Below are 12,958 nucleotides of genomic sequence, written 5' to 3'. Positions count from 1 at the left end.
GTCACTTCCTGTCTAATTAATTCACCATATCCTGTCTTGTAAATACTACGAACGAAATAACAAGAGAAACAACTGCCCAAACAGTTAAATTCATCAAAGAAAATCCCATCGATAAACCTTGTAATGCAGGTAATTTTCCTGATAAATAATCCGTTAATGATAAATTCACACTAAAAATATATTTGGCGCCTTCCCAAGATGTTGCGAACGAGCTTAAAATACCGCCTGCAATTAATGCAGCTAGCATAACGCCCATACCAGCTGGTGTATTACGAATTAAAACAGAGACCATAAATGATATAGTTCCGACAACGATAGCAACAAACCATGCTAGTCCATACGCCATTAAGATGTATTGCCACTGCGGAATAAGATGCACAAAGTTCGTATTTAGCGTTTCCTTATCAATAACAAATCCTGTTAAAACAGGTAAATTCCATCCCGAGTATCCAAATACAAGCCCTGATAATATGTAAGCAAACAAACCTACAAGAAACAGTATGAGCGAAATGAAAAATAACATCGTCACGTATTTACTAAGGAGTATTTTCCAGCGCCGAATTGGCCGCGTAAGTAACATCTTCATCGTCCCATCACTTCGTTCTCCTGAAACGATATCAATGGCGACAATCATTACGAGAAGCGGAATAAATAATGTAATTCCTTGTTCAATAAATGATCTGACAAAAGTCGGTGCACCCGGTGCCATCGGATTAATATCATGATCTAAATAATATTGTTGTTGCTCAACTCTTACCTTTAACCAATCACGCCATTCTTCTGGCAACCTAGAATTGTTCAACCGGTTCTGAGAATCAACAATTTGCTGTTGCAATGAAACCTTCCAATCAGTTGTACCGAGTCTTTTTTGTGTCGTTTCTATTTCACGATACTGCGCATACACAAAAAGCGGGATCAAGATTGCTAAAATAAGCATGACAACAAAAATACGTTTCTTACGGTAAATCTTTTCTGATTCATTTAAAACTAGATTCGCAAATTCACGCATGCTGCTCACCCCTTGTGAGTTCAATAAATAAATCTTCTAGCGTAAATACAAGCTCCTTAACGCTATGTACATCTATTTCATTTTCGACAAAGTGTTTATTCCAACTACTTATAGATGCAATATCCATGCGGCATAGTAATCGATCGCCTTCTACACTCACTTCCCTTACTTCTTCGGCCGCTTCTAGCATATCTTTCGCCTTAGAAATTGGTGTAACAATCCATTCTACACGATCACTTGCTGTTTTAATTAATTCTTCAACCTTGGCAACTGTTATCATTTTTCCTTTATGAATAATAGCAACGCGATCACATATCATTTGCACTTCACTTAGCAAGTGACTTGAAATAAACACGCTCATATTTTCTTCTTTTACAAGCTTATGTATAAATTCCCTAAGTTCTCTAATCCCTGCTGGATCTAAACCATTCGTTGGCTCATCTAATATGAGCAATTTTGGATTCCCAAGGAGCGCCTGCGCAATTCCAAGGCGTTGTTTCATACCAAGTGAGTACGTTTTTACCTTGTCATGAATTCTTTCATCTAAATGAACCATTTCAGCAATTTCAATAATACGTTCATCTGATATATCACCTAACATACGAGCAAATTGCTTTAAATTTTCCCATCCCGTTAAATATGTATACAACTCTGGGTTTTCAACGATACTCCCAATTTGACGCATCGCTTCTCTGAAATTTTCCTTAATCGAATAACCACCGATAGAAATCGTACCTTCTGTCGCCTTAATCAATCCGACTAACATTCGAATGGTAGTCGTCTTTCCAGCACCATTTGGTCCTAAGAACCCGAACACTTCTCCTTGCTTTACATCAAAGGAAATATTCTCTACAAGAGTCTTCTTTCCAATTACCTTCTTCAAATCTCGTACGGAAAGTATCGTCGTCATTTTACCCCTCCTTGTTCTAGTTTTAATTTACTTACAACATTTTGAACTAAACGTTCTGCCATATACGTATAACCTACTTCGTTCGGATGAAAATGATCAGAGTATAATAAATCTTTCCCGCGGTTTTGGAATAAATCAAATGTCGGTGTAATATACACATTTTTATCGTTTAGCGCTAACTTCTCTAAAGATGCATTCCAGTTCACAACAATGTTTGAAGACCCTTTTAAATCTTCTACATCTTCAAAAGGATTGTATAAACCAAGCCAAAAAATCGGACTATCTGTATTTAATTTACGAATTTCTTCTATAATTTTCTTTGCTTCATTTTGAAACGTTTCTGTGTCAGGACGATACGTCTCTAAATCTATTTTCCCAAGCGATTCCCAGCCTGGGAACAAATCATTCCCACCAATCGTTAACACGATTACATCTGCTTGCTTAATTGAATATTGAGCGCCATTACTTTCAATTTGTTTTAATAAATCGGGCATTTTTGCACCACTAACTGCTAAATTTGTTAATGCAATTTTTTGCTTATAATCTTTTTGTAAATCCTCTTTCATTCGCCCAACATAGCCAATTCCTTCTTTATCACCAACGCCACGCGTTAATGAATCACCTAAACTAACGATTTGTAACGTTCCCGTTTTCTTTTTCTCTTTTGCCACTACATCGGTCTTTTTAATTAAATTTGAAGCTTTCGGATTTAATACATCATTTACACCTGAAACAAAGCCATATGCAAATAAACAGAAAGATGCAATTGTAATGAGTAGAATTACTTTTACTACTTTTGATCTCATATCAAAACCCCTTTTAGCCCTCATAGATTGTCCATAATTATACCAAACGAAATTTTGAAAAGCGATTTTCACACCTTCTCAATTACGTCGTTTCTCTATTTACTAACTCTGGTAATAACTCTATATGCTTCACATCTAATTTCTCTTCATTAATCTTTTCATATAATAATTCAAACGCTTTTACTCCAACGTTTTTACTAGAATGCGAAATCGTCGTTATACCCAATATATCTGCCACCTCTTGATCATCACACCCGATAATCGTAATATCCTCTGGAATACAAATTCCTTGTTTTTTTGCTTCTGTAACCATCCCCGCTGCAATATGGTTACAAGATACAAGGAACGCCGTCGGTTTTACTGACATATGAGCCCATTCTCTAATTACATTGCGTCCATCTTCCACTGTAAAACAACCCTCAAATTTCCAGGTCTCTAACGGTGTTACGATACTCTGTTGAAGCGAATCTTCATATGCCTTCTTTCGTCTTTGGCTATTAACACTATTACTTCTTCCAATACAATATCCAATATGTGTATGACCGGCATCTATTAAGCTTTTCATCCCAAGTGAAAATACTTTGTAGTAATCGATATGGACACTTGAAATGTATTTTGAATCTATTTCTTCACACATAACAATCGGGCCGAATTTTGTATATTCTTCAAGCTTCTCCTTACTATTTGCCCGAGAACAAATAATAACCCCATCAAGCTTTTTCATTTTTAACATATTTAAAATTTCTAGTTCTCTTTCTTCGCTATAATTCGTCTGGCAAAGCATCATATTATAATTATTCTTTGCTGTCTCTTTTGATATCCCCTCGATAATAGCGCTATAATATTGATCATTTACGTGTGGCAATAAAACGCCAATTACATTCGTTTTTCCTTTCACTAAATGAATTGCATTCACATTTTGCGTGTAATTTAATTCTTCTATAATCGCTAAAATTTCTTTTCGTTTCTGTTCATTTACGTACGGATGATTATTTAGTACACGTGAAACAGTTGAAACAGATACTCCAGCAAGTTCAGCAATCTTTCTTATATTTGTCATCTCATTTTCCCCTTCTCACAAAAATTCTCCCTTGACCTGGTAAGCTTTCCACAATATATCCTTTCCTAGCAAATACATTTAGAAAGGATATACAACTATGCTTCGATTCAAATTAGAATATATATTTTTCATTGGCGGTTTACTCATTCTTGCCATCGGTATTAATATGATGACGACAATTACTTCCTTTGGACTTAGCCCTTATGATTCCTTCTTTATTGCACTATATCAAAATTTTGGCATAAGTATTGGTTTTTGGATTTTTATGATTAACTTTGCCTTTACACTTATCGTACTCTTTTGGAATAAAAAACAAATTACAATCGGTACAATTGTAACGATGGTTCTTATTTCTCTTTTTGTTGATTGGATTGGTTCCATTACAACTATTATGGACGCTATCCGCTCTCTTCCAAAATATATAACACTTATTTGCGGAAATCTATTCGTTGGAGCTGGAATTGGTCTTTACGTCTCTACAAACCTTTGCGCAGCGCCTCAAGAAGCTTTCGTTTTAACGGTTGCTGAGAAGAAAAAATGGACGTTTAGAAGAACAGAGATTTCATTAGCCTTTTTATTTTTAACGTTAAGCTTTTTATTAGACGGACCTATCTATTTTGGAACAATCATCTTATCCTTTACAACAGGCTGGATTATCCAAGCATTTATTCAAGTTGGTACGCAGATTTTAAATAGAAAAGAGCCTATTAAGCAAGCTGCTTAATAGGCTCTTTCTGTTTTATGGTAAGGATACTACTTAGCATCCCCTTCAATTCGATAGTTCGCTTTCAAACAATCTATTTCTTCATACCCTTGCAACGTATGTAGAATATAATCATAATCAGCAAGAGACGCACGATGCGTTACAATTACAATTTCAGCCTTTCCTTTCTCTTCAAGCGGCATTTGAATAATTTTCTCAAAGCTAACTCCGCGCTCAGAGAACAATGAAGTAATTTTTGCAAATACACCAATTTCGTCTTTTACATGCAGTCTTAAAAACTTTTTCACGACAATTTCGTCGGGCTCTTTTAATACTTTTTGATATTGTGGGACTACAGCACTATTTCCTGTTACCCCTAATCTAATATTTTGCATTACAGCAACTAAATCCGAAACAACAGCTGTCGCTGTTGGTAAACTTCCTGCGCCTGGTCCATAAAACATCGTTTCCCCAACTGCTTCACCGTAAACATACACAGCGTTATATTCATTTTGTACTGCCGCAAGAGGATGTGTATTTGGAAGTAAAGTTGGTTCAACTGTAACCTCCAATTTTTCACCATCTCGTTTTGCAAGACCGATTAATTTAATTGTATAACCTAAGCTCTTACTATATTCAATATCTTCCTCTGTAATAGAGGTAATCCCTTTTACTTTCACGTCTCCAAGCTCTACATTTGTAGAGAAACCGAGAGTAGCTAAAATCGTCATTTTTCTTGCTGCATCTAAACCTTCTACATCTGATGTTGGATCTGCTTCTGCAAATCCAAGTTGTTGGGCTTCTTTTAACACGTCGTTATATGCTCTCCCTTCGTCTGACATTTTCGTCAAAATAAAATTTGTCGTTCCATTTACAATTCCCATTACTTTCGTAATAAGATCTGAGGAAAGTCCTTCTACGATACTGCGTAAAATTGGAATTCCCCCTGCCACACTCGCCTCATAGAATAAATCAGCCTTATTATCTTTTGCTGTCGCTAATAGTTCCGCCCCATGTAATGCCATTAAGTCTTTATTTGCAGTTACAACATGCTTTCCGCTTTTTAAAGCTTGTAAAATATATGATTTTGCATCATCAATGCCACCCATCACTTCAATGACAACATCAATATTTGGATTATCTAAAATTTCATTTGCATCTTGTGTTAATAGAGTAGAAGGTACCTCTACCTCTCTCTCTTTCTCAATGTTTTGCACTAATACTTTCGTTACCTTCACTGGACAACCTACTTGGTGTATGAGTCGTTCTTGATGATCCGTAATAATACGAACCACACCACTGCCAACTGTCCCAAGACCTAATAACCCAACTTGAATTTCTTTCATAGTACTGTCCACCCCTCAAAAATTGTGTTTAGATGAAATTATATGAGTAAAAAATCTGAAAAACAATGTATTTTGAACATTCGGAAAAATAAAGGTTAACCTTTACAAGGAAAACGTTGCCACGTGTTACACAATCTTTCTTTACAATATATAAGGGGTTTCTTGATACACGTAATAATTCAACCAATTAGAAAAAAATAAATTACCATGACTCCTCCACCTAACAAGCGGCTTTTCATCTGGATTATTATGTTTAAAATAGTTTTTTGGCACATCAATATTTAATCCCTTGTCACGATCTCGTTCGTATTCTTGTTTTAACGTCTCACAACTATATTCGCTATGTCCAAGGGCAAACACTTGCCTTCCTTCTGGCCCAATAACAAGGTGAACACCTGCTTCTTCAGAGTTTGCTAACAATGTTAAGTCTTTCACTCCTCTAATATCATTCTCTCGTACTTCTGTATGACGAGAATGCGGAGCAAAAAACAATTCATCAAATCCTTGTAACAATTTCACATGTTGCTCGCAAACTTCATGTTCAAATACACCGAACATTTTTTCCTTAAGGGGATACTTTGGAACACCATAATGATAGTACAAGCCAGCCTGTGCTCCCCAGCAAATATGGAGCGTAGATGTTACATTCGTTTTTGAATACTCCATAATATGTTTAAGCTCTTCCCAATAATCTACCTCTTCAAAAGCGAGGGTCTCCACTGGCGCTCCTGTAATAATGAGCCCATCAAACTTTTCATTTTCAATATCACGAAACGTTTTATAAAAGCTTGTTAAATGTTCTTGCGTTACATTACGAGATAGATGTGATTCCATATGAAGCAAATGAACATCTAATTGTAACGGTGTGTTTCCAATTAAGCGAAGTAATTGCGCCTCTGTGTCTTGCTTCGTTGGCATTAAATTTAATATAGCAATTTTTAAAGCGCGTATATCTTGTGTTTCCGCTCGCTCCTTCGTCATTACAAAAATATTTTCTTTTTGTAACACTTTGCGAGCCGGTAAATCTTTATCAATTATGATCGGCATGTGTTTTGCCCCCAACTAGAGCTGCTTCCAAATCTGCAATAATATCAGAAACATCTTCTATACCAACTGATAAACGAATTAAATCAGATGTAACACCAGCTAAACGCTGATCTTCAGCATTTAATTGTCTATGCGTCGTACTAGCAGGATGTATAACGCAAGTTCGTGCATCAGCTACGTGCGTTACAAGAGTTGCTAGTTTTACATTTGCGATAAATTCTTTTGCTGCTTCTAATCCGCCTTTAATACCGAAAGTTAAAACACCACTAGCGCCTTTTTTCAAGTACTGTTGTGCCAATGAGTAATTTTCATTACTATCTAAGCCCGGATAATTCACCCATTCAATACGTTCATGGCTAGCAAGCCACTTAGCAACTGCAAGAGCATTTTCACTATGACGTTCCATTCGTAAATGCAATGTTTCTAAGCCAATATTGCTAATATATGCATTGAATGGGCTCATACAATTTCCATAATCTCTTAATAGCTGAACACGTGCTTTCACAATATACGCTGCTGCACCAAAGTTTTGAACGTAACTTACACCGTGATAACTTGGATCTGGTTCAACAAGTTCAGGATACTTTCCATTTGTCCAATCAAAGTTTCCACCGTCAATTACAATACCGCCTAAGGAGCTCGCATGCCCATCGATATACTTCGTCGTAGAATGAACAATAATATTTGCCCCATGTTCAAACGCCTGGCATAAATAAGGAGTTGCTAATGTATTATCAACGATAAAAGGTACCTCTAATTCTTTAGCAGCAGCTGAAAATTCTTTAAAATTTAAAACATTCATCGCTGGATTTCCTAACGATTCTGCATAGATAAGTTTCGTCTTGTCATTAGCAAGCGCCGTAATTTCATCTGCCGTTAAATTTGGATTAAAGAACGTAACATCAATACCCAGTTTACGCAAACTCACTCCAAATAAATTAAACGTTCCCCCGTAAACCGTTGAAGAACAAAGTAAATGATCCCCACTACTACAAATATTTAAAACTGCGAGCATAATAGCTGCTTGCCCAGAAGCCGTTGCAACAGCTCCTACACCGCCTTCTAAATCTGATAACTTCTGCTCAAATGCGGCTAGAGTAGGGTTTCCAATACGTGTATAAATATATCCTTCTGCCTCTAAGTTAAATAGGGCTGCTAAATCATCTGAAGTATCGTATTTATATGTTGTACTTTGATAAAGTGGTAAAACACGTGGTTCACCATTTTTTGGCGTATAGCCACCTTGCACACAAATTGTTCCTTTTCCCCATGATTCTCCCATCTCTCATTCTCCTTTCTTTTATACAAAATAAAAAACTGCCCCTTTCCTGAAAACAAGAAAGGAGCAGTTTGAAAACACGCTCTAAAGGCTCTTTCTTATCTCTCAGGATTACTACCTGCAGGATTTGGCACAATTCCGTTATACGGCTGTTGCCAAGGTTTCATCGGGCCTGTCCCTCCACCTTTTCTTGATAAGACTATGCAATTACCGTTGATTTTATAGCAATAATTTCCTAATGTCAAACAGTTTTTCTGAATGTTCTAAAATAAATGTTAACAGTTTCATATAAAGCAACAAAAGAAATATATTCTAGTCTATTTCAAAAAAGACCTTTAAAAACCTCAAATCAGTCTATAAAATTAAATAAGTAATTTAACCTATAAATTCAAATTCCCCTAAAGTTAGCCTATATGTTGAATAGGCCATCTTCTCAAAAAGATACTATATATATTCAATCCATTTTTCACTAGTATATTTCACTTTTTTACCTACTAAGATTTACATAACGGAGGTATAACATGACAAATAAAAAAGATATGCAGTACATACTTGCTCTATATGGCATTCTTCTAGGATCTATAGTAGGAGCTACAGTCTGGTTATTTTTAGTCACAATAAATATTGGAATCCACTTTATTTGGGGATACTTGCCTGAAGTTCTCTCTTTTCCCTCTTATTACACCCTTTGCGTAACAATAATTGGCGGGGTCCTTGTTGGTCTATCACAAAAACATTTCGGTACATACCCACGCCTTATGCCTGAAGTGATGGCTGAATATAAAAAAACTGGTCGAATCGAATATCGCTTTGTCCATCAGGCTACTTTAACAGCGATTATTGTTTTAATTTTCGGAGCTAGTCTTGGTCCAGAAGCCGCACTAGTTGGAATTATAGGCGGACTGTGCACATGGGTAGGGGATCGCTTTAAATTTGCCTTAAAGGGTATGAATGAGCTAACCGAGATCGGAATTGGAGCTACTTTAAGTGTCATTTTTAACGCACCATTATTCGGTTATTTAGCACCAAATGAAAATGAGGGGGAACAAATTGCTGCTTTTTCTAAAGGAAAAAAGGCGATTGTATACTTAACTACTACTTTCGCAGGTTTTTCTGTTTATTTACTACTGAGTAAACTCGATAATCGTGGATCCTTTATTGTTGATTTCGGGGAAGGTGCACTTTCTTTCAATGAATGGATCGCATTTCTTCCACTTGCTAGTATCGGTGCTATAGTTGGTTTCTTTTATTTCAAGTTAGAATTCACATTAGAGAAGTTAATTCACCCTTTTAGGGAATACAAACTGACACTCGGAATTATCGGTGGTATTTTATTAGGAATTGCGGGAACTTTTCTTCCGTACACATTATTTTCAGGGGAACATCAATTAAAAGAATTAGTTGTTGAATGGAGCCATTTATCTTTTTGGATACTACTTCTTTCAGGGATTTTAAAGTTGTGCATTACTGCCGTTTGTTTGAACACAGGGTGGCGAGGTGGACATATCTTCCCAATTATATTTTCCGGGTCAAGTATCGGATACGCTGTAGCATCTATTCTTCCTATAGATCCAGTAGCATCTGTTGCCATCGTAACGACAGCAATTTCAAGCTATGCGTTACGAAAGCCAATAGCTATAACATTACTATTACTTATGTTTTTCCCGCTTAATTTACTATTGCCCATGCTTGGTGCAGCTGCTATCGGGAATGCCTTTCCGCTCCCAAAACATAACGAAAATAAAAATTAATAAAAATAGGCAGTGGGGATAAAAGCTCCACTGCCTATTTTTTTATTACACATGCTGCTTTAATAACGCTTCTAACTCCTCAAAATTATGCACTTCATATGTCGGTATAATCCCACTATCATTTAATTTCCTTTCTGGATTAAACCAACAAGTATCAATTCCCGCTACATATCCACCTTTCATATCAGCGCTTAATGAATCCCCAATAATCAGCCCTGCTTCAGGTGCAAAGTTAGGAATCCGTTCAAAAACATAATCAAAATACTCTTTCATCGGCTTTTGAAAACCTGTATCTTCCGAAACAAAAACATCTTTAAATAATGAATGTAAACCTGCATTACGCAAACGTTTATCTTGCGTCTTAGAAACACCATTTGTCACTATATACAATTCATACTCTCCTTGAATTTGATTTATAAATTCAAACGCACCTTGCATGAGTTGATTTCCTTCTTCTAAGTAGTTACGATAATTATTTTCCAATAATATTCCATCTACTTCTTCTCCATACTCTTTAAACAACAGAGAAAATCTTGTATTTACAACTTCATTGCGTGATAGTTCCCCTTTTTCAAAAGCATCCCAAAGACCTTTATTTATTTTTTTATAACGAGCCTCTATCTCGTCTGTTAAAGGGATTCCCTTCTCTTCAAAAAGCACCCGTAAAGCCACTTTTTCAGCCTTTTGGAAGTCTAGTAATGTATCATCTACATCAAATAACAACGTTTTATATTTTTTCATAAATTCATCACACTCTCTTTTCTACAAAAACAAATTTACATAAATCGTATCATTCCTTCTTGTAAAGATAATAGGAGATATCTCATACTATACATAGGGGTGAAAATATGAAAATCAGCAAAAATGAGGAAGAAATTTATCAATACATGCGAATCCATCAATTCCATACCCTATTTTCATTTCATGTCTTGCCATATGTAGAGCTGCATTCTTTTCAAACGAAAGAGATGATATGTAGCGAAGGAAATGCTCTCCCTTATCTCTATTACTTAATTTCTGGGAAAGCAAAAATATATATGAGTCATAAAAACGGGAAGGTTTCATTAATTAATTTTATTCAAGCACCATCTTTTATCGGGGAATTAGGATTAATAGGAGTAGAAAATATTACTAAGTCCGTTGAAGTACTAGAAGATTGTGTGTGTTTGGCACTTCCTCTTAAAGATTGTCAGCAACTTTTATTACAAGATGCAACGTTTTTACAGCACTTATGTAAATTTATTGGAGAAAAGACAATTACTCGCACTGAAAATTACGCAAAAAACTATAGTTATCCTTTTGAAAATCGATTAGCTGCTTTTATTTTATTAACAGAGCAAAATAATTGTTATATAGAAAAGCATACCGAGGCCTCGGAATATTTAAATGTCAGCTACCGTCATCTTTTATATATATTAAATCAGTTTTGCCAACAAAATTATTTAAGAAAAGAAGGCCGAACATATTATATACAAGATCGAAATACATTAGAAAAACTTGCTGATGAACTAAAAATATAAAAAACAGCATTAACATGTAAACGTTAATACTGTTTTTTCGAGTGACGATTATAATTTTAATTAAAATTCACTTGCTACTTTAGCTGCTTCTTCAAGACCTGCAGCGATGATTTCTTCTGCTTTATCTGGGAATTGGTTATGTCCTTCAATAACTACTGTTTTCATGTTTGTTGCGCCGAAGAAGCCCATCATACTTGCTACATATTTAACAGCCATTTCTACCTCAGCTGCTGGACCTTCTGAATATACGCCGCCTCTTGCATTTAATAATGCAATCTTCTTATCTCCGATTAGGCCAACTGGACCCTCTGGCGTATATTTGAACGTTTTACCAGCACGGTTTAAATAATCAATATATGTGTGCAATACTGCTGGAATCGTTAAGTTCCATAATGGGAAGCCGAAAACAACTTTATCAGCTTCTAGGAATTGATTTAAATACTTATCAGCAACTGCTACTGCTTTTGCTTCTTCTTCTGTTAAATCAAAGCCTTTACCTGCCTTGAATGTACCATTAATCATGTCTACGCCTACATATGGTAATTCTTCTTTATATAAATCAAGTTCTACTACTGTATCATTTGGGTGTGCTTCTTTATAGTTTGCTAAAAATGCCTCATATAATTTTACACTAACCGCTTGTTCCGCTGGACGGTTATTTGCTTTAACGAATAAAACTGTTGCCATTATTTATTCCTCCTAGTACTCACTCTTATGTTGTTATATGCTTTCAAAAAAGGTATCCCTTGTAATTGTTGTTTTGTTGCTTACAAACATATTTTATCTTTATATAAAGACAATTTCGTCCTCACATAGACGTATTTTTTCATAAAAAAAGTCCACCTTCCAAAGGCGAACTTGGTCTTACGACTTTCGTCTTATACAATTCCATTTTTCACTGCATATAATGCCGCTTGCGTACGATCAGATAAATTCAACTTACTCAAAATGCTACTTACATGCGCCTTAACTGTCTTTTCTGTAATAACTAAAACCGATGCAATTTCCTTATTGCTCATCCCTTTTGCTAATAGCTGCAATACTTCATTTTCTCTCGCTGTTAGCACATCCACTTGAATAGAAGGTTCTTCTTCCTTTTCTTCTACAGGTAATGTTTGAGAGAGAAGAGCATTTGCTATATCCGGATGTAATTGAATATTACCTTTATATGCGCTTCGAATAGCCTCAACAAGCTGATCTGGTTCTACATCTTTTAAAATATACCCACTTGCTCCAGCCCTTAATGCAGGTAACACATGCGCCTGATCAGAAAAGCTAGTTAATACAATTACTTTCACATTTGGATACTCTTTTTTAATATATGCCGTCGCCTCAACACCATCCATTTCAGGCATGTATAAATCCATTAATATAACATCGGGAGTTGTTTCTCCTACTTTCACTAACGCTTCTTTCCCATTATTCGCTTCTCCAACTAACTCTAAATCTTCCTGTGTACTTAAGAAAAATGCTAATCCTTTTAAAACGACTGTATGATCATCAACTAACAATACTTTTATTTTCACA

At 35.7% G+C, this 12,958-nt stretch carries 13 protein-coding genes and 1 riboswitch; of the genes, 3 read left to right on the top strand and 10 right to left on the bottom strand.

What is annotated here, in order from left to right:
- Positions 1-16 precede the first annotated feature (16 nt).
- The 4 genes from AU379_RS17905 to AU379_RS17890 are packed head-to-tail and all read right to left on the bottom strand — an operon-like array spanning position 17 to position 3,785.
- Positions 17-1,009, bottom strand: coding sequence for an ABC transporter permease subunit (locus AU379_RS17905; protein WP_001206497.1), 993 nt, complete (start codon positions 1,007-1,009; stop codon positions 17-19).
- The gene (locus AU379_RS17900; protein ID WP_000207719.1) at positions 1,002-1,919 is read right to left on the bottom strand and encodes an ABC transporter ATP-binding protein; all 918 of its coding nucleotides are present in this window, start codon (positions 1,917-1,919) and stop codon (positions 1,002-1,004) included. Before AU379_RS17900 ends, AU379_RS17905 begins: the two co-directional genes overlap by 8 nt.
- Entirely contained in the window at positions 1,916-2,797 is an 882-nt protein-coding gene (locus AU379_RS17895) for an SGNH/GDSL hydrolase family protein (RefSeq protein WP_157462678.1), read from the bottom strand. Before AU379_RS17895 ends, AU379_RS17900 begins: the two co-directional genes overlap by 4 nt.
- 10 nt (positions 2,798-2,807) lie before the next feature.
- Positions 2,808-3,785 carry a LacI family DNA-binding transcriptional regulator gene (locus tag AU379_RS17890; RefSeq protein WP_061139578.1) on the bottom strand — a complete coding sequence of 326 codons (978 nt, stop codon included), beginning with the start codon at positions 3,783-3,785 and terminating at the stop codon, positions 2,808-2,810.
- A 97-nt stretch (positions 3,786-3,882) separates the two neighbouring features.
- Between AU379_RS17890 and AU379_RS17885 the strand changes: the two genes are divergently transcribed.
- Positions 3,883-4,509, top strand: coding sequence for a YitT family protein (locus AU379_RS17885; RefSeq protein ID WP_000943411.1), 627 nt, complete (start codon positions 3,883-3,885; stop codon positions 4,507-4,509).
- Between the two features lie 29 nt (positions 4,510-4,538).
- Here the strand turns inward: AU379_RS17885 and AU379_RS17880 are convergent, their stop codons facing one another.
- From AU379_RS17880 to AU379_RS17870, 3 genes are all read right to left on the bottom strand, one after another.
- On the bottom strand, positions 4,539-5,834 hold the full coding sequence (locus tag AU379_RS17880; RefSeq protein ID WP_000659109.1) for a homoserine dehydrogenase: 1,296 nt from the start codon (positions 5,832-5,834) through the stop codon (positions 4,539-4,541).
- A gap of 141 nt (positions 5,835-5,975) precedes the next feature.
- Positions 5,976-6,881, bottom strand: a complete 906-nt coding sequence (gene metA / locus AU379_RS17875) for a homoserine O-succinyltransferase (protein WP_061139577.1) — start codon at positions 6,879-6,881, stop codon at positions 5,976-5,978.
- Positions 6,865-8,163, bottom strand: coding sequence for a bifunctional O-acetylhomoserine aminocarboxypropyltransferase/cysteine synthase (locus AU379_RS17870; protein WP_044585038.1), 1,299 nt, complete (start codon positions 8,161-8,163; stop codon positions 6,865-6,867). The genes metA and AU379_RS17870 overlap by 17 nt, the downstream gene beginning before the upstream one ends.
- A gap of 92 nt (positions 8,164-8,255) precedes the next feature.
- Positions 8,256-8,360, bottom strand: a riboswitch (SAM riboswitch).
- Positions 8,361-8,681: 321 nt separating this feature from the next.
- Here AU379_RS17870 and AU379_RS17865 point away from each other — a divergent pair.
- On the top strand, positions 8,682-9,911 hold the full coding sequence (locus tag AU379_RS17865) for a chloride channel protein (RefSeq protein WP_000182467.1): 1,230 nt from the start codon (positions 8,682-8,684) through the stop codon (positions 9,909-9,911).
- A 45-nt stretch (positions 9,912-9,956) separates the two neighbouring features.
- Here the strand turns inward: AU379_RS17865 and AU379_RS17860 are convergent, their stop codons facing one another.
- A complete protein-coding gene (locus AU379_RS17860; protein ID WP_000760192.1) occupies positions 9,957-10,652 on the bottom strand; it encodes a YjjG family noncanonical pyrimidine nucleotidase in 696 nt (231 codons plus the stop codon).
- A gap of 107 nt (positions 10,653-10,759) precedes the next feature.
- Here AU379_RS17860 and AU379_RS17855 point away from each other — a divergent pair, with 107 nt between their 5' ends.
- On the top strand, positions 10,760-11,431 hold the full coding sequence (locus AU379_RS17855) for a transcriptional regulator YeiL (RefSeq protein ID WP_000703321.1): 672 nt from the start codon (positions 10,760-10,762) through the stop codon (positions 11,429-11,431).
- Between the two features lie 60 nt (positions 11,432-11,491).
- Here the strand turns inward: AU379_RS17855 and AU379_RS17850 are convergent, their stop codons facing one another.
- Both AU379_RS17850 and AU379_RS17845 read right to left on the bottom strand, forming a co-directional pair.
- A complete protein-coding gene (locus AU379_RS17850; protein ID WP_061139576.1) occupies positions 11,492-12,118 on the bottom strand; it encodes an FMN-dependent NADH-azoreductase in 627 nt (208 codons plus the stop codon).
- Positions 12,119-12,309: 191 nt separating this feature from the next.
- Positions 12,310-12,957: a response regulator transcription factor gene (locus AU379_RS17845; RefSeq protein WP_000695812.1), complete on the bottom strand. Its 648-nt coding sequence runs from the start codon at positions 12,955-12,957 to the stop codon at positions 12,310-12,312.
- Position 12,958 lies beyond the last annotated feature (1 nt).

It is taken from the genome of Bacillus sp. JH7, from assembly GCF_001563515.1.
Classification (GTDB): Bacteria; Bacillota; Bacilli; order Bacillales; family Bacillaceae_G; genus Bacillus_A; species Bacillus_A cereus.
Note: the sequence above shows the minus strand (reverse complement) of the source record. Positions and strands in the feature narration are given on the sequence as shown.